Genomic DNA, 19,108 nt, shown 5'->3' on the forward strand with positions numbered 1-19,108 from the left:
ATATGTCAAACTCTGACACATGTCGTGAATGCCCACTATTGAACAAATGCACTGAAAATAAACAGTGTCAAAAACAAATCCAAAGGCACGTATGGCAAGATGATTTAGATATAGTTGAAGATTTAAGATTTATGGATTCAATTAAAAAAATATATAAAATGAGAAGCCAAACAATAGAAAGACGATTTGGTGACGCTAAAGAGCAACATGGTATGAGATGGACACGTTTCCGCAGTTTAGGAAAGGTGACAATGGATACGATGTTTACTTGTGCTGCGATGAATTTGAAAAAAGTATCTATGTGGCTTACATAAGAGTCCGTGAGGACTTCTATTATAAAGATTTTTATACATATTTTCGAAAATTTCATAAAAAAAATAAACTACCGTTACACTTTTTCAAGTTATAACGGTAGTTTGTCTACGGTCTGACACGCAACCTGAAAAAGGTTGCGTGTTTTTATTTATAAAAACATAAGTTGTCACAAAATTCAAAATACATATTGCAATTTGTATCTTTTATGGGTAAACTAGTCAAAAGGGGATGATGGGATATGATAACAAGATTACTATACATTTTTATTGCTTTCTTCATTAACTCAGCCATTACGTTTTACCTGACAGATATCGGTACAATGATGAATAGTCTGTTGAAATCAATGTCTATCAGTATGATCATTGTATTCTTATTCTATTACACAAAGTTAATGATGGAGACCAAAGGGGAATAACTAAATAGTACGACTTAAAATGAGATGACTTCGGGGTACATCTCATTTTTATTTTGAATGAAAGGAAGGATTATCATGTCCACATTAGTAATTATTGCACATCCTGATATTCAAGAAGGCGACGTTAATCAAGTATGGAAGAAAACATTAGAAAATCGTTCTGATTTAGTGACGGTACATGACTTGTATCAAACTTATCCAGATGGAAACATTGATGTTGAACATGAGCAAGCGTTATTACAGAAACATGATTATATTATCTTTCAATATCCCATGTTTTGGATGAGTTATCCGCCACTTTTACAGCAATGGTTCGATGAAGTCTATACACATGGTTTTGCGTTTGATGGCGGTGACGCTTTAAAAGGAAAACATTTCGCATTAGCCATTTCATGCGGCCAACCAAAAGCACATTATAAAGAAGATGGACCGATAGGGTATACGATTGACGAAATTTGTAATCCATTAAAAGGTGTTGTTAATTTAATCGGTGGCCATTTCTTTGGCATTCATGCGATTTACCAAACGGATGACATCGATAATTTTGCGACTCTCGCAGAAAATGCTGATGAATATGTGGCATTTGTTGAAAGACTTCAAAAACAGTAACCACAAGCATTTTCCTTTAGACTCCTTGGTAGGTTCACTATACTATAGGTGACTACATAAGATGAGGAGCGAAAATAGTAATGGAACAACAAGCAATACGCGATCAAATTTTACAAGCATTTAATTTTAGACATGCGACAAAACGTTTTAATCCAGACAAAAAAGTGAATGCGGAAGATTTCCATACCATTATTGAAGCTGGGCGTCTTTCACCAAGCTCAATCGGTGCGGAACCATGGCGTTTTTTAGTCGTTCAAAATGAAGACTTACGTCAAAAATTAAAAAAAGTATCTTGGGGTGCACAAGGCCAATTAGATACAGCCTCACACTTTGTGATTTTACTTGCGCGTAAAAACGTACGTCCGGGTACAGAATATTTAACACATATTATGAAAGAAATAAAAAATGTACCAGATGATGTATTAGAAGATATGAATAAACGTTATGAAATGTTCCAAAATGATAGCTTGGATTTATATGAAAGTGAACGTTCATTATGGGACTGGGCAAGTAAACAAACATACATTGCCTTAGGTAATATGATGTCAGTAGCCGCATTTTTAGGTGTAGACTCTTGTCCAATTGAAGGTTTTAGTATGAGAGAAGTCACACAATTGCTTTCTGATGAAGGAATTATGAATGAAAATGAGTTCTTACCATCCGTTATGGTAGCTTTCGGTTATCGTGCAGAAGATCCGAAACGTGCCAAAACACGTCAAGCATATGAAGATGTCATTGAATGGCTTGAATAGTTATTTATGAAAGACTTGAGCTTTAACAGCTTGAGTCTTTTTATTTTAATTGTCTGAATCTTGTGTTTCTTACCTTTGTTTCAATGCTATAATATTACCTATATTCTTGGTTTATAAAGATGTAATACATATTAAAGGGGAGTTTTAAGATGGTAAGAATAAAAATGTTTGATGTCGCACCTTATGAAATTGACGCAATTAAAAATTGGTCAGCAGAACACCAAGTAGAAGTGGATTATGAAAGCCATCCTTTAACTATGGACAATATTGAACAAGTAAAAGGATATGATGGCTTATCATTATCTCATAATGGACCATTCAATCCTGAGATTTATAGTAAATTAGAAAGCTATGGTATTAAACAAATTGCACAACGCAGTGCTGGATTCGATATGTATGACTTAGAAGAAGCCAAAGCACATAATTTAATCATTACAACAGTACCCAGCTATTCACCAAGTTCTATTGCTGAATATGCAGTCACAGGCACTTTGTATTTTGTGAGACAGTTGCCACTTATCAAACAACGTATGGAGAATCATAACTTTGTATGGGATGCACCATTGATTTCACGTCCTGTCAAAGACTTAACTGTAGCGATTATCGGTGTCGGACGTATCGGCAGTATTTCAGCGCAATTGTTCTCAAATTTCGGTTGTAAAGTCGTTGGTTACGATATCGAAGATAAGCCGGAATTAGAAAATATTGTTGAATTTAAAGATTCGTTAGAAGAGGCAATCGCACAAGCAGATATCGTTTCACTTCATGTCCCGGGAAATAAAGAGACATACCATATGTTCAATCAAGCAGCATTTAATCAGTTGAAAGATGGTGTGATCTTTGTCAACTGCGCACGTGGTATGGTTGTTGAGACACAAGCTTTGCTAGATGCATTGAATAGTGGTAAAGTAGCGGGTGCTGTTATCGATACGTATGAAAATGAGGCGCAATATTTCCGAAGAGATTTTTCAAATAGAGAGGTTCAAGATGAAACCTTACTAGAGTTGATTGAACGTGATGATGTGTTAGCTTCTCCTCACATCGCATTCTTTACACACGAAGCTGTAAAAAATCTTGCTGAAGGCGGATTGAACAGTACTATGGAAGTGTTAGAAACAGGAGATGCACAAACAAGAGTTAATTAAAATGCTGTTGATAAATAAAAAGATAAAAGAAAGGAGGAAGTGATGAGATGAAAGTGTTTATGCATTTAAGCTGGTTTTTTAAACAAGAGAAGTTGAAGTATATTGGCGGGCTATTAGTATTACTCTTTATCGCATTATTTCAGCTTATTCCGCCACAAATCATCGGTAAAACGATTGATGCGATTGCAGCTGATCGTTTAACGGGAAGGCAGCTATTTACTTATATGATGATACTTGCTTTTGCGGCAGTGATGATTTATATTCTACGCTACTCTTGGCGTGTTCTGATTTTTGGAACAAGTAATAAGCTAGGGAAGATTTTACGTAACCGTTTATATGAGAAATATACTTCTATGAGTCCATCTTTCTTCCAAAGACGTCGAACAGGTGACTTGATGGCCCATGCGACCAATGATATTAATGCTGTTCAAGGTGCCGCAGGTCCAGGGGTGCTAATGATTGGCGACTCTTTAATTACAGGAACATCAATTTTAATTACGATGGCACTGACAATCAACTGGAAATTGACGTTGATAATTATGCTGCCTTTACCTATTTTAGTCTTATTAACAAGTTATTATGGTCGTTTGATGAGCAAAGGCTTTAAAAAAGCACAAGCGGCATTCAGTCGTTTAAATGATAAGACACAAGAAAGTATTGCTGGTATTAAAGTTACTAAAACAATGGGTTATGAAAAAAGTGACCAAAAGGACTTTAAAACTATCAGTGATGATGTGGTTCGAAAAAATTTAAAAGTTGCGCAAATTGATGCCTTATTCAGTCCAACGATTATGTTAGTGATTGGTACAAGTTACTTCCTTGCATTAGTGTTTGGGACATTTATGATTTTCAATCATACAATTACGTTGGGTCAGTTAATTACCGCAACAACGTATCTCGGTATGCTAGTATGGCCGTTACTTGCGTTAGGTTTCTTCTTTAATATTATTCAAAGAGGTCATGCATCCTATGAAAGAATTAGTGGTATTTTAGACACAGAAAATGAAATAGATTTAACTTATAAAGTAAATGGTTATCCATCAGGACCCATCACTTATCAAATTAAATCTTTTACTTTCCCGGGCAGCGAACATCCTTCGTTAAGAGATGTACACTTTACTATTGAAGAAGGTATGACTGTCGGTATAGTTGGGCGTACAAGTTCAGGAAAGAGTACGCTATTACGATTGTTAGTACGCGAATTTGATACGCAACGTCCTGAAGATATTACTTATGGCGGTATTCCAATCCGTGATTATGAAATCCAACATTTACGTGCGATGTTTGGTTATGTACCGCAAGACAACTTCTTATTCTCTACAACTATCCGAGAAAATATTGCTTTTGCGGCACCGAATAGTACAAAACAACAAATTCAACAAGCAGCTGAGACCAGCTATGTTCATCATGATATTTTAAATTTCCCTCAAGGGTATGACACGATTGTTGGAGAACGTGGTGTTTCATTATCAGGAGGTCAAAAACAACGTGTTTCTATCGCACGTGCAGTCATTTCGGATCCGCCTGTCTTGATGTTTGATGACTCTTTGTCAGCGGTTGATGCAGATACAGAAGAACATATTCTTAATAATATGAGAGACCAAAGACAAGGCAAAACGAATATTATTACTGCACATCGTATGAGTGCAGTGAGTCATGCGGATTTAATTATCGTGATGGATGAAGGTACAGTGGCAGAACAAGGGACACATGAACAATTGATGCGCAATCAAGGTTGGTATGCGAAAACTTATCAGTCACAACAATTACGCGACCAATTAACTAAAAAGTTAGATGAAGCGGCACATGAAGAGGAGGGTGATTATCATGGCTAGAAGACAGAAAATGCATGGTGATAATCAACTCAGTGCGCGTGATCAGTGGCATACATTAATGCGCTTGATGCGTTATACCTTCCCGTTTAAATGGTTGATTTTAGCTGCCTTTGTGATGCTTGGGATTTCCACAGCAGCAGGTGTGGCGGTGCCTTATATTGTGAAAGTGTTTATTGATGATTACTTAACACCAAGACACTTTCCACAACATGAAATCATTTGGATGATTGTTATCTTTATCGGCATTGAATTGATTGGTGCGATAACAACATATATTAACATTTATATGTTCCAAAACTTCGCATTTAAAATTATCCAACAATTACGTATTGATGCGTTTGATAAAATGGGCGAACTCGGCATGAAGTATTTTGATGAGGTGCCAAGTGGAAGTATCGTGTCACGATTAACGAATGACACAGAAGCCATCGTCAACATGTTTGTTGGGGTTTTTTCTTCCTTTATGATGGCATTATTTACAGTCATTTCAAGTTTTATTATGATGTTTATTCTAGATGTCAGACTTGCGTTAATGGCTTTATGTTTTATGCCGATTATTATCATTATTTTAGCTTTATATCGTAAATATGCTTCAATATTCTTTGCGCAAGCACGTCAACGGTTATCTGATTTGAACGCGAAACTTGCCGAATCTATTGAAGGTATCCGTATGATTCAAGTCTTTAACCAAGAACGCAGACTACAAAAGGAATTTGATGAAATTAACGAAGAGCACTATCAATATAACTTGAAAACGATTCGCCTAGATGGTCTATTATTACGTCCAGCCATCGGTATGTTAAGTATCTTTGCGACAGTAATGATACTAAGTTATTTCGGATTATTAAGCTTCTCTTCGACTGTGACGGCAGGGGTTGTTTATGCGTTCGTACAATATATGCAGCGCTTTTTCGAACCTATTAACCAAGTCAGTCAAAATTTGAATATATTCCAACAAGCTATTGTCGCAGCTAACCGTGTCTTTACATTACTAGATAACGACACATTAGAACCTAAACAAAATGAAATCGCTGACCATCATATCACAAAAGGTAAAATTGAATTTAAAGATGTAACCTTCAGTTATGATGGAGAACACAATGTATTAAAACATATTACATTTACTGCTAATCCTGGTGAAACAATAGCGCTTGTAGGCCATACAGGTTCTGGTAAAAGTACGATTATTAATTTATTTATGCGCTTTTATGAATTTCATCAAGGTGAAATATTAATTGATGGTCAATCTATCAAATCAATTCCAAAGCAAGAATTGAAACAAAAAGTAGGACTGGTTCTGCAGGATCCGTTTATCTTCTATGGAACAGTCTTATCTAACATCCGCTTATATCATCCAACAATGACATTCGAACAAGCAAAAGCTGCTGCAGAATTTGTGCATGCTGATCGCTTTATTGAACAACTGCCAGATCAATATGAGCATAAAGTAATAGAGAAGGGTAGTGCATTCTCTAGTGGTGAACGTCAGTTAATCGCATTTGCGAGAACGATGGCAATTGACCTTAAAATTCTTATTTTAGATGAAGCAACTGCTTTTATTGATTCTGAAACAGAAGAACAAATACAAAACTCATTGAAAGATATGCGTAAAGGACGTACAACGCTCGCAATTGCACATCGATTGTCGACGATTCAAGATGCAAATCAAATTTTAGTGTTAAATCAAGGTGCGATAGTCGAACGGGGTACCCATGAAGAATTACTTGCGCAAAAAGGCATTTATTATAATATGTATTTGCTGCAAAATGGATAAAAGAATAAGCGTAACAAAAGAAGCACCTAAAGCCGTTTGAACTTTAGGTGCTTCTCTTTAGTTTATGTAAGTGTTATTCCTTACCAGCTAAGAATAGTTTAAACTCTGGGAATTGTTCAATCACACGTCTTGCGAATGAACAGCTCGCAGTGATTTTAAGTTGATTTGCATTCGCGTAATCTACTACTTTTTCAACGAGTTTCGTTCCGATACCTTGGCCGCCTAATTCATCACTGACAGCAGTATGGAAAATATCAATCACATTTTCTTGCTCATCTCTGAATTCAATGATGGCGCTCGGTGAACTTTCTTCCCCAATAAAGAACTTATGGTCGCCTTGCTTTAAATCTGTCATAGTCATAATCCCCTTTATCTATTTAATGTTACTCCTATCTAAATGGTACAAAACAAAGCGGGTCAGAAACAAGGGTTATTACAAAAATTATATGTTTTCTTTAATGTAAGCGTTTTCTTTAATTTATAAATTTACAAAATAATTAGCGCCAAATTAAAAAGAGTACTTTTCTCTTTAATGTGTATATGAATAGTGAACCTAACTGTTTTTTAATTATAAAATATTAGGTTGAAAATTTCAGAATTCTGAGAATCTAAAAGATTTCATGAATACCATTGCAATTTAGTGTATTTAAGGGTATAGTTTAAAACATAATGATTACGATTTGGAGGGACCTTTTAAGATGAAAAAGACACTTTTCATAATGTTATCTTTAGTCTTAACAGTTGTATTAGCAGCTTGCGGTAATGGTGACAGCAGCAAAGACAGCGGTAATAAAGACAGTAAAGATGCTAAGTACAGCGAAAGCAATAAGATGAAAGTTAACACAACTGTATTCGCATTCCAAAGTTTTGCGGATCAAATCGGCGGTAAATATGCAGATGTGAAATCAATTTACCCACCAGGTACAGACTTACATAGTTTTGAACCAACACAAAAAGAAATCATGAACATTTCTAAAGGCGACTTATTTATTTATACAGACAAAGAAATGGACCCAGCAGCGGGTAAAATTGCGAAAACAATTAAAGACAACAAGAAAGTGCTTGAGTTAACAAAAGGCTTAGACAAAAACGCGATTCTTCCTGGTGAAGAACATGAGCATGAACACGAACATGAACATGGTGACCATGAAGAAGGTGAACACCACGAACACGGTGATCATGAAGAACACGGTGAACATGAAGAGCATGGTGATCACGAAGAACACCATCATCACCACGGCAAATACGATCCACATATTTGGTTAGATCCAGTAGCAGATAAAACATTTGCGAAAGAAATCAAAGATGAATTTGTGAAAAAAGACCCTGATCACAAAGATTACTACGAAAAGAACTACAAAAAATTAGTTCAAGACATCTCAGATGTAGATAAAGAATTAAAAGACGTTTCTAAAAACAAAAAACGCGACAAAGTGATTATCTCTCACGATTCATTAGCTTACTTAGCTAAACGTTATGACTTCGAACAAGAAGGTATTAACGGCATGAACAACGATGAACCAACACAAAAAGAATTAATGGCTATCGTTTCTGATATCAAGAAAGAAAAACAACCATATGTATTATACGAACAAAACATCACTTCTAAAGTGACAGATATCATCAGAAAAGAAACTAACACGAAACCATTACCATTCCATAACTTATCAGTTTTAACAAAAGATGAATCAAAAGATAAAGATGTTACTTATCAATCATTAATGAAGAAAAACATCGAGTCACTGAAAAAAGCTTTAGACAACTAATGTGATTAACGTTTATGATACGCATTTCCGGTTAAATCGGAAGTGCGTATTTTTTATTTACATGAAACAAAACACTGGTATAAAAATTATACTAGTGTTATAATGAGTTTAACAAAGTAAGTATAATAATTATACTGAATAAAGGAGGTTTCCATATATGGAAAATATTAAACGCATACATCATATTTCAGCAATTGTAGGTGACGCACAAGAGAACTTAGACTTCTATCGTAATGTACTTGGCTTACAATTGATTAAACAAACAGTAAACTTCGATGACCCAGGTGTTTATCACTTATACTTCTCAAGACAAGATGACGACAAACGTATGGTAATGACATTCTTTAACTGGCCAAATCAACATAAAGGTCGAGTGGGAAGCGGACAAGTTGGACGTATCGCATTCAGAATTCCTAAAGGCTCAATGGATGCTTGGGAAGCACATTTAAATGAACAAGGTATTGAAACTAAAATTTCTGGTTTGTTTGACGAAGCAACATTAGAATTTAATGATGTGCATGGACTAGCTTTAGCATTAGTTGAAGGACAAGAAGAAGCTGAAGATAATGCTATTATAGGTTTCCACGGTACAGAACTATTATCTGCAGATCCAGCAGGTACTCGCAGTACATTAGTTGATGATATGGGATTAAGTGTTGTTAACGAAAACCCTTCTAAAATCCACTTAGAAACAGAAGGCGAAGAAAAACACCAAATCATTATGTCTGCACAACCATTGCCAAAAGGTTTATTCGGTGTAGGTACAGTGCATCATGTGGCTTGGTCTATCCCAACAGAAGCAGAACATTTAGAATGGCAAAAACACATGGAAGACCATGGTTACTTTGTGACAGAAGTTAAAGACCGTAACTACTTCAAAGCGATTTACTTCAAAGAAAAAGGTGACATCGTATTTGAAATGGCGACAGATGGTCCAGGCTTTGCGGTAGATGAGCCGAAAGATCAATTAGGTCAACATCTTCAATTACCGCCACAATACGAAGATAGACGCGAAGCTTTAACGCAAAATCTTAAACCATTGAAATTATAATATCAGTTATATAAAAGAACTCCTGTACTTACTTATTTAGAGTAAGTGACAGGGGTTTTTTCGTTTGAATAATGATAATAACAAGATGAGGAATTATTTTTTAAAGGTTCAAAGTGCCATAAATATTTTAACTTCGAAACATTTGGACATATAAAAGAAAGATTTGGATATTCTATTGTTTTCAGAAAAATGATAACGTTTACATGAATAGAAAATTAATTATTTGAAGGTACAAAGACAACACCAGAAATAACAATCTATAGATAGAGGTGAAAGGATTGGAAAGAAAATTAACGCGCTTTGAAAAGTATGCATTTGGATTCGGAACAGTAGGAAAGGACGCCATTTTTAATATTGTCAGTTTGTTTTTAATGTTCTATATTACGGACATTGTTGGACTCTCACCCGCATTCGTCGGAGTGTTGTTTTTCGCAGCACGTATTTGGGATGCGATTAACGACCCGATTATGGGCATGATTGTTGATAATACACACAACCGCTTCGGCAAATTCAAAACATGGCTCGTTATCGGTACATTAATTAACGCTGTCATCACAGTATTACTCTTCACAAACTTTGATTTCGCAGGCAACGGCATGTACATTTACATCTCAATCATGTACATCATATGGGGTATGACTTATACCATTATGGACATCCCATACTGGTCATGGCTGCCAAACTTAACGAATAATCCACGTGAACGTGAAGAAGTTGCGGTAGTGCCACGTTTCTTTGCGAGCTTTGCGGCTTTTGTGATCGGAAGCTTCGGTTTAATGTTCATCCATAAATTAGACGATTTCTTAGGCCAACCATTCAGAGGTGCAGGTATTTTTGCGCTTGCAATCATCTGTAGTATTACATTTATCATTACTATCGGTATTACAGTATTCTTCGTTCATGAAGACACTGAAATTGAAAGACAAAACGCAATTAAAGTCCGTTTTAAAGATATTTGGCGTATTCTCTTTAAAAACAAAGAGTTGCTTGCGGTAATTGGTGTAATCTTAGCATTCAACTTATGTGGACAAATGATTAACGCAATTATCTTGTATTACTTTAAATATGTGGCAGGCGTAGAAAGCTTATTCTCTGTCTTTAACACAATGATTCTTATGGAAATGGGATCATTATTGATTTTCCCATACTTAGTTAAGAAAGTCGGACGTAGTGCAGTATTCAACTACGCTGTATTTGGAATTATTATTGGTTTAGTAGTTATCTTGCTTGCAGGCTTTATTGCGCCGCACGCAGCAATCTGGGTAATTATTGGCGGTGCATGTATTCGCTTCGGTACAGGTACGCTTGTCGGAATCAACACAGTCGCGTTAGCTGACGTAATCGACTACAGTGAAGTGAAATTCGGTCAACGTAACGAAAGTGTCATCACATCAACACAAACATTCTTAGTAAAATTAGCACAAGCATTTGCGGGATTAAGTGTCGGTGTCGGTTTATCAATGATTGGTTATGTGCCAAATGTTGAACAAACAACAGATACAATCTGGGGTATCAGAATCGGTATGATTGGAGTACCAATCTTCTTTATCATCATTTGTAGTATTTTATATCATAAAGCCTTCAACTTAAAAGGCGATTTCTTACGTGATATTCAACAAACACTTGAATTTAAACGTAAAAGAGAAGGACGTCCGCCGATTCATAAAGAAGAAAAACTGTAACAATACAATAAGCAGTGTTAGAGCTTTCATTCATAACTCTATCCACTGCTTTTGTTTTACAGCAACAAAAAAGTAGCTGCTTGATAGTTTCATTTATTCAGATTGCAATGCTTTTCTGGCCTTATAATTTTTGCGGTATTGCGTAGGTGGACAGTTAAAGTACTTAGAGAAAGCCTTGGAGAAAGCAAGTGACACATCATAATTAAGTTCATCTGCAATGGCTTGCACAGTTTTATTTGTGAATTTCAGCTGTTCAGCCGCAAAAGCCATACGAAGATCGGTGAGATATCTGCTTGGTGAAGCGCCAAATTGCTTTTTGAAACGTTTATAGAGCTGACTACGGCTCATGTTTGCGACTTGAGCAGCATTATCAACAGTAGTATCTTTGCTTTTGAAATTGTCATTGAAATATTCTAAAGCATCTTTTAAATCTGTTGCTTCACGTTGATCAGGAATTACAATTTCTTTTTGGTTTTGTTGTGTTAGGAAATATAACAATTCAAATAGTCTTATCTTTAGTAAGATATCGTGGGTGTCCTCAGGGGTATGGCTGTTTGCCAGAATGCAGATTTTAAAGATTAATTTAAACAGTGTTTCAGTGTTTTGATTTAAGAGGACGAATTCATCTGATAAAGAAGTACGTGTAATAAAGCTGATGGCATGCGTGCCGCTGAAGCCGACCCACATATAATGCCAAGGTGTTTCTCCTGTCGCATGATATTTGACATGCATGCCTTTGAGCAATAAGAAGACATCACCTTTCTTTAAATGGTAAGTCGTATCATTCACAGTAAAGGTGCCGGTTCCTTGTGTCACGATATGCAAGACAGCAGGTTTAGTGACTTCATATTCATAGCCGTTACCTACGTATAAGTTTTCTTTGCCGCATTCATCAACTTGGGCTTCGTAGCTTGTTTTTTTAAGTTTTGTCCAAAAGACTTGCACTTGTCTCACTCTCTTTCTCTCTATGATAGAGCCATTATAACACGTATATTTAACAAAATTATATAATTTTTGAAAAATACTTAGGAGGGTCATACCTTGAAATTAGATTTACACTATAACTTAGAACAATTACATGTTAATACATTACCTTATGCCGCTTATTTTATCCCAAAGCCACAACAACACAATACTTCTGTAACACAATTATCTGGTGACTGGAACTTCGGTTTCTTCAACAGTGTGGCAGAGTTCGAAGCAAGCCGTCATAAAGCGACACAAACTTTACCGGTACCGTCTGTGTGGAATTTACATGGATTTGACCAAACACAATATGTCAATATTAAATATCCAATCCCATTTGATCCGCCGTATGTACCAGAAGATAATCCATGTGGTTATTATGAACGCAACTTTACCATCGATTCTATCTATGACAATGACCATCAATTTGTGTTGAACTTTGACGGTGTCAGCAGTGCGTATTATGTATGGATCAATAATACATTTGTAGGCTACAGCCAAGTTTCACGCAGTGCGTCACGTTTTGATGTCACATCTTTTGTTCAAGAAGGGGACAATACGATTCAAGTATTAGTCGTTAAATATTCAGATGGTACGTATTTTGAAGATCAAGATATGTTTAGACATTCAGGTATCTTCAGAGATGTGTATATTGTAGAACGTCCTAACAATCGTATTGAAGATTATACGATTCAAACGACAGTCGATACAGCTGTACAAACAGGTGCAGTCCATTTAGATGTGACGCAAGTAAATGGTAAACCTGATTATACAGTAGCGCTGCTTGACCAAGAAGGCGGCGTCATTACTGAACAAAAAGGGACAAATGAAGATGTTTTAGTATTAAATGTAGAAGATGCTGCTTTTTGGAGTGCTGAAACACCTTACCTTTATACGCTAGTCATCACAACTGCGGATGAAGTTATCACTGAACAGGTCGGTTTACGTGAAGTTGAAATTAAAGATCAACAGTTATGGATTAATGGTAAATCTGTGAAATTGCGTGGGGCTAACTATCACGACAGCAACCCGGAAACGGGATATGTCTTAACTGAAGCGCAAATGCATGAAGATTTGACATTAATGAAACAAGCCAACTTTAATGCGATTCGTACAGCACACTATCCGAAAGCGCCTCGCTTCTATGAGTTAGCTGATGAATACGGGTTCTATGTGATGAGTGAAGCGGATCTAGAAACACATGGCGTAGTGCTGTTTTATGGAGATGAAAATACTAAAGACTTTAATATTATCGCTGATGATCCGCAATACGAAGCACCGATTTTAGATCGTATTGAAGCGTCTATTGTACCGCTACGCAACTTCTCATCTATTATTATGTGGTCATTAGGTAATGAATCTGGATATGGTGTCAATATTGAGAAAGCAGCTGAACTTGCGAAGGATTTAGATGCAACACGTCCGGTCCATTATGAAAGTGCCTTTTACGCAGAAGGTGGGGAAGATTTCTCTAAACTAGATATGATCAGTCGTATGTATCCGTCACCTGAAGAAATTAAAGAGCGTTATTTAGATAATCAAAATATTACACAACCCTTTATCTTATGCGAGTATGCACATGCGATGGGGAATTCACCAGGCGGTCTTTTAGAATATCATGAATTATTAGAAGCGTACCCAAGCTTTATTGGTGCGTTTGTCTGGGAATGGTGCGACCACGCAGTAAATATCAGTCAAGATGAAGCGCAACCAGTCTTTCGTTATGGCGGAGATTTCGGAGAAGATTTACATGACGGCAACTTCTGTGTAGATGGTATCGTGTCGCCAGATAGAACGCCGCACGAAGGTTATTATGAATTCCAACAAGTGAATCGTCCGGTGATTTTATCTCATTATGATAAACAGACGTTAACGTTTTATAATCGTCTCGATTTTATTGATGCAGATGAAGTCTTGCAATTACGTTTTACGATTACGACATTATCAGGTGAACAATATGAAGAGTATGCAGATTTAACAGGATTTGAACCGCATACTGAAATTTCTGTGGAACTGCAGACGTTTATTGATGAAGCGATTTTAAACCAAATCAGTGATATTTTAGTAGAGTATATTTCACTTAAAGATCAAACAATTTTAGGTCATGATCAAATCGTTCAAGAACGTTTGGAATTTGAAACAGTAACAGAGCATGAAGCTGCTTATCAAGTTTCAGTGGATGATACAGCACATACTATTCACATTTCAGGAGAGAATAGTGATTATGCGTTTGATACGCGAACTGCTTCATTAACGCACGTTACACAAGCAGGTAAGCTCGTGCTTCATGAACCTACTGCAATCCGCATTTGGCGTGCACCGACAGATAATGACATTAATATTCGTAAGCAATGGGAAGAAATGGGTTACGAACATGCGCATACGCGTGTATATGATTATTCGATTGTCGAATCTGAAGGCGGCGTAAGTATTCAATTCCAAATCAGTATTGTGCATAAACGTGTGCCGAAAATCTTAACAGGTACTTTAACTTGGTTAGTGCATGCGGATGGTAAGATTGAAGCGGATTTAGAACTTGAGAAGAATGCACGTATGCCGTTCTTACCGAGACTTGGCTTAGAATTCAAGTTATCAAATGACTATCAAAAATTAGCATACTATGGTCATGGACCCTTCAGCAGTTATGAAGATAAGCAGCTTGCGAGTCATTTAGGTTACTTTGTTTCTACAGTCAATGATAATTTCTGGCCGCATATCAGACCGCAAGAAGACGGAAGTCACAATAATACAACACATGTGACATTAAACAATACAACAACACAAGTTGCGTTTAACGCTGAAACACCATTCAGTTTCAATGCGAAACCTTATTCAGATGCGCAACTTACAACAGTAGAACATGCGGATCAATTACACTTAGATGGTTACACATATGTTAATATCGATGTCGGTCAAAGTGGTATCGGTACAAACAGTTGTGGACCGGAATTACCAGAACGTTATCGTATGGATGATGCAGAGTATCACTTAAACTTTACATTGCAGTTCAATACATTATCTTAAATCCTAGTACACGAGACAAATCACAAGCTATAAAAATAAGATATAACCATAAAAAAGCAGAAGGTGACGTTTAATCAGTCAACCTTCTGCTTTTCTTTATGGTTATTAATCTGTATAACGATGAGACATAAGTTCTTTTAAGTTGCGGATTTCTTCTTTGATGAATTGTCCTGTGTTCGTATCGCGGATACGTTTACGTTGAAGTTCTTTATCGACAAGACGTTTTGTAGATAATTCATCTGCACCGTAACGTAATACGTTTTCTTTCGTGTTGAAGTGTTGGTGTGCCACTAGCTGCATACCATAAGAGTTGTACAGTAACGTATAACCCGCAATACCTGTTGTAGATTGATACACTTTAGAGAAGCCGCCATCAATGACGATCATTTTACCGTCGGCTTTAATCGGATCTTCACCATCAATTTCTTTGACTGGTGTATGCCCGTTAATGATATGACCTTGTTCAGGATCTAAATCAAAGTCTTCTAAGAGTTTGCCTACAACTTTAGGGTCTTCACGTAGTGAATAATATGGGTTCTTTTCTTCTTTATGAGTTGCTTTATCTTTAATGAAATAACGCTCGAATGTTGTCATGGCACGTTTTCCGAATAATGAAGAATATTTACCTGTCCATAAATACCAAACTAAGTCAGTTGCTAAATCGTCGGTAATATCTTTATTTCGGAATGCTTTACGCATATACATTTCGAATTGGTCTAATAATGGACGGCCAGCATAGAATGTGCCGTCAATTTCCATGCCTTCCATATTGCCATGTTCATCAATCGGGATACAGCCGTGAATTAATAAATTACCGTTGTAAGGTAAGTAAAGTGAACCTTTATCCATTAAGAATGTCATATGACGTTTAAGCTTTTCTGATTCTTGTACAGAAACTAATAATTTATCAATGACTTCTTGTTCTTCTGGTAATAATTTAGCTGGGTCTTCTGGATCTACTGTCACGAAACATGTGTCTGTTAATTCATGTGTTTGGCCATGTAATGTATACGTTAAGTTATCATAGTCAACATGTTCTAAGACTAAGCGTTCTTCCATTTCGAAAGAAGGACGACGTTTGATAATCGGCATTTCTAATTTGAATTGAATCATCGCAATGGCTTGATGAATTTTAGTGATTTGAAGTTGTTCTTGTTCAGATAAGTTAGAATCAGAACGTAATTTTGGACGGAAAGCTGGGTTATCACCATAGTATTTTTCAGCTAAGTTTAATAATGGGCGTAAGTTGATACCGTAAGCATCTTCAACGATATTCAAGTTATCGTAACGTGCACAAATACGTAAGATGTTAGCTAGGCAGACACGAGAACCGGCATAGGCACCAATCCAAATCGCATCGTGGTTGCCCCATTGGATATCAACAGAATGATAGTTGATTAATGTTTCTACAATTTTTTCAGGTTCAGGACCACGATCATAAATATCACCGACAACATGTAAGTGATCTACGACTAGACGTTGAATTGTGTAAGATAAACCGATAATTAAATCGTCTGCTTGTTGAGTTTCGATGATTTGACGCATCAACGTATTGTAGTAAGGTGTTTTATTCTCAAGTTCATTGGTTTTATAAAGTAACTCTTCGACAATATAAACAAACTTTTTAGGTAATGCTTTACGTAATTTAGAACGTGTATATTTTGAAGCGGAATATTGAACCATTTGAATCATTTGGTCAATACGTGTTTCATACCAACGGTTTAATGGCTCTTTTGTTTCGAAACTGCTTTTAACCATTCTTAATTTATCTTCTGGATAATAAATTAAAGCAGTGAAATCGCTGATTTCTTGGTTCGACATTTTATCTTTGAAGATGTCGTTGACTTTCGTACGAACATTGCCTGAACCGTTACGTAAGACATGTTGGAAAGATTCATATTCTCCATGTAAGTCACTGACAAAGTGTTCTGTACCTTTTGGTAATTCTAAAATAGATTCTAGACTGATAATTTCTGATGCAAGTTGTTCTTCATGGTTGAATTTCTCTGCAAGTAAATCGAAATACTTATTTTTAAGTTCACGTTCGTTGGTAATCATTTGTGCCTCCTGGGTTTAATAATAATAGCGCTTACATTTGATTATTGTACTTTTTTAACAATTTTTCAATGGTGACGTTTTAAAAAACTGAAAAAATAATGTGTGGTTGGATTAAAAAGAGGGAGAATAGAGAAATAAACTAAATATTTGAATCAGCTATGTTAAAATAAAAACAACATAAAAATATCAGGAGGTCTTATGACACCATTATTATCAGTACATCATTTAACGAAACAGTTTTCTAATAGCCGCTTCTCCATCAATGATGTCTCCTTTGAAGTTGATTCAGGTGAAATTGTCGCTTTAATCGGCAAAAATGGTTCAGGCAAATCAACGTTAATTCGTATGATTGTGGGAGATTATCCTTTAACTAGCGGAGAAATCTATTTTTTCGGTCAACGTGTCTCACCTGAAGATACAGACTACAAAAATGACATGAGTGTTGTATTTGATTCCATGAATTTCACTAAAAATATGACCGTTGATAAGTTGAATCGTATGTTTCAAAAGGTGTTCCGCCATTTTGACAGTACTTTGTTTAATGATTATATCCAGCGTTTTGAACTGCCAGAAAAACAGGCAGTTAAATTCTTTTCAAGAGGTATGTCTATGAAACTCTCTATGGCAGTCGCATTGTCACACAAAAGTCGATTATTGATTTTAGACGAAGCGACAGCAGGATTAGACGCAGCAAGTCGTGATGAGATTCAAGATGAAATTGAAAAGTTCGTGCATGATAACAATCGTGGTGTGTTGATGACATCTCATATTGCGGAAGATATTGACCGCTTAGCGACAAAGTTAGTTTTTCTGAGACATGGCCAAGTTTATACGCAAATTGACAAAGCAGCATTATTCAACAATTATGCACGTTTAACATGTGATGAAACAGAATTTGAAAAACTTGAAGACGAAGATGTGTTAGCAAAAAAACACCACTTAGGTGAAGTTCAAGCGATTGTGTTAAAAAATGAACGTACTTTATCTTTTGATTTAGAACCTATCGAGTATATTGATCAAGTCAACAAAATAATCTTAAGAGGTGAAGACATATGAAGGGTTTAATTTATAGTCAGTATTATTCAACTCAGAAAGCATTGTGGATCTACCTAGGTATCGGTTTATTGTTAGGTATCGGGTTCACAGCTGTGGATTTAGAAGGGTTTCAACCGTTAATTAGTTTAATCATTTTAATGTTTTCTGTTTCAGCTGCGACTGATAATTTGAAAAATGAAGCAGCAGCGGGTTGGTATAAATATGCGATTACATTACCTGTCAGTCGCAAAGAAATTGTACAAGCACATTATGCATATTATTTTCTGTCTGCTGGATTAGGGTTAGCCATTGTTCTGTTTATTTTTGCAGGCAGATATCTATTAGGCTTCGGTACTATTACGGAATCCTTGTCAGCTATCATGTTAGGGATAGGAATTTGTTTGTTAGTGTCATTGTTTTATCCGTGTACTTATGTGGTTGGTGCAGATAAATCGAATATAATTCAAATGATTATCACAGGAATTATAGTAGTTACATATCTCGTGTATAACACTGTAACACTTATCATTGGCGGTTATATGTATGGCTCAGGTAATGATGCCATGCAACATACTGGTTTTGAACTGGGACGCATGTCTATCTTCCTTGTCTTTGCGCTAATACTTGCGCTGTTTGGTTACTTCATAGGTTTGAACAAGTTTAAAAATCAGAATTTCTAAA

16 protein-coding genes are annotated in these 19,108 nt (G+C 36.1%); 13 read left to right on the forward strand and 3 right to left on the reverse strand.

Annotated features, from left to right (window positions below; translation table 11 throughout):
• From KRR19_RS01685 to KRR19_RS01715, 7 genes are all read left to right on the forward strand, one after another.
• On the forward strand, window positions 1-314 hold a 314-nt coding region (locus KRR19_RS01685; RefSeq protein ID WP_216733409.1), incomplete at its 5' end, for a transposase.
• 239 nt (window positions 315-553) lie between these two features.
• Window positions 554-730, forward strand: a complete 177-nt coding sequence (locus KRR19_RS01690; protein WP_002479814.1) for a hypothetical protein — start codon at window positions 554-556, stop codon at window positions 728-730.
• Window positions 731-805: 75 nt separating this feature from the next.
• Window positions 806-1,339, forward strand: a complete 534-nt coding sequence (locus KRR19_RS01695; protein WP_156666705.1) for an NAD(P)H-dependent oxidoreductase — start codon at window positions 806-808, stop codon at window positions 1,337-1,339.
• 80 nt (window positions 1,340-1,419) lie between these two features.
• Window positions 1,420-2,091: an NAD(P)H-dependent oxidoreductase gene (locus KRR19_RS01700; protein ID WP_156666704.1), complete on the forward strand. Its 672-nt coding sequence runs from the start codon at window positions 1,420-1,422 to the stop codon at window positions 2,089-2,091.
• A gap of 149 nt (window positions 2,092-2,240) precedes the next feature.
• Window positions 2,241-3,236 (forward strand): D-2-hydroxyacid dehydrogenase, encoded by a 996-nt coding sequence (locus KRR19_RS01705; protein WP_156666703.1) that lies wholly within the window; start codon window positions 2,241-2,243, stop codon window positions 3,234-3,236.
• Between the two features lie 47 nt (window positions 3,237-3,283).
• On the forward strand, window positions 3,284-5,071 hold the full coding sequence (locus KRR19_RS01710) for an ABC transporter ATP-binding protein (protein WP_023015100.1): 1,788 nt from the start codon (window positions 3,284-3,286) through the stop codon (window positions 5,069-5,071).
• Window positions 5,064-6,845, forward strand: a complete 1,782-nt coding sequence (locus tag KRR19_RS01715; protein WP_372510717.1) for an ABC transporter ATP-binding protein — start codon at window positions 5,064-5,066, stop codon at window positions 6,843-6,845. Before KRR19_RS01710 ends, KRR19_RS01715 begins: the two co-directional genes overlap by 8 nt.
• Before the next feature lie 73 nt (window positions 6,846-6,918).
• Here the strand turns inward: KRR19_RS01715 and KRR19_RS01720 are convergent, their stop codons facing one another.
• The gene (locus KRR19_RS01720) at window positions 6,919-7,200 is read right to left on the reverse strand and encodes a GNAT family N-acetyltransferase (protein WP_002479808.1); all 282 of its coding nucleotides are present in this window, start codon (window positions 7,198-7,200) and stop codon (window positions 6,919-6,921) included.
• A gap of 343 nt (window positions 7,201-7,543) precedes the next feature.
• Here KRR19_RS01720 and KRR19_RS01725 point away from each other — a divergent pair, with 343 nt between their 5' ends.
• From KRR19_RS01725 to melB, 3 genes are all read left to right on the forward strand, one after another.
• On the forward strand, window positions 7,544-8,611 hold the full coding sequence (locus KRR19_RS01725; RefSeq protein ID WP_002479807.1) for a metal ABC transporter solute-binding protein, Zn/Mn family: 1,068 nt from the start codon (window positions 7,544-7,546) through the stop codon (window positions 8,609-8,611).
• A 157-nt stretch (window positions 8,612-8,768) separates the two neighbouring features.
• Entirely contained in the window at window positions 8,769-9,662 is an 894-nt protein-coding gene (locus KRR19_RS01730; protein ID WP_119564229.1) for a VOC family protein, read from the forward strand.
• 278 nt (window positions 9,663-9,940) lie between these two features.
• Window positions 9,941-11,344 (forward strand): melibiose:sodium transporter MelB, encoded by a 1,404-nt coding sequence (gene melB, locus KRR19_RS01735; protein ID WP_070848186.1) that lies wholly within the window; start codon window positions 9,941-9,943, stop codon window positions 11,342-11,344.
• 93 nt (window positions 11,345-11,437) lie between these two features.
• Here melB and KRR19_RS01740 read toward each other — a convergent pair whose 3' ends face one another.
• Window positions 11,438-12,298 carry an AraC family transcriptional regulator gene (locus KRR19_RS01740; protein ID WP_081600380.1) on the reverse strand — a complete coding sequence of 287 codons (861 nt, stop codon included), beginning with the start codon at window positions 12,296-12,298 and terminating at the stop codon, window positions 11,438-11,440.
• 87 nt (window positions 12,299-12,385) lie between these two features.
• On the opposite strand from KRR19_RS01740, the gene KRR19_RS01745 reads away from it, so the two are divergent.
• Window positions 12,386-15,334 (forward strand): glycoside hydrolase family 2 TIM barrel-domain containing protein, encoded by a 2,949-nt coding sequence (locus KRR19_RS01745; protein WP_156666702.1) that lies wholly within the window; start codon window positions 12,386-12,388, stop codon window positions 15,332-15,334.
• A 105-nt stretch (window positions 15,335-15,439) separates the two neighbouring features.
• Here KRR19_RS01745 and KRR19_RS01750 read toward each other — a convergent pair whose 3' ends face one another.
• On the reverse strand, window positions 15,440-17,392 hold the full coding sequence (locus KRR19_RS01750; RefSeq protein ID WP_002479802.1) for a fructose-bisphosphatase class III: 1,953 nt from the start codon (window positions 17,390-17,392) through the stop codon (window positions 15,440-15,442).
• 198 nt (window positions 17,393-17,590) lie between these two features.
• On the opposite strand from KRR19_RS01750, the gene KRR19_RS01755 reads away from it, so the two are divergent.
• Together KRR19_RS01755 and KRR19_RS01760 are read left to right on the forward strand one after the other, a co-directional pair.
• Window positions 17,591-18,448, forward strand: a complete 858-nt coding sequence (locus tag KRR19_RS01755; protein ID WP_156666701.1) for an ABC transporter ATP-binding protein — start codon at window positions 17,591-17,593, stop codon at window positions 18,446-18,448.
• Window positions 18,445-19,107, forward strand: coding sequence for an ABC-2 transporter permease (locus KRR19_RS01760; protein WP_070864388.1), 663 nt, complete (start codon window positions 18,445-18,447; stop codon window positions 19,105-19,107). The genes KRR19_RS01755 and KRR19_RS01760 overlap by 4 nt, the downstream gene beginning before the upstream one ends.
• Window position 19,108: the final 1 nt, after the last annotated feature.

Source organism: Staphylococcus sp. CWZ226 (genome assembly GCF_018986355.1).
Taxonomy (GTDB): Bacteria; Bacillota; Bacilli; order Staphylococcales; family Staphylococcaceae; genus Staphylococcus; species Staphylococcus simulans.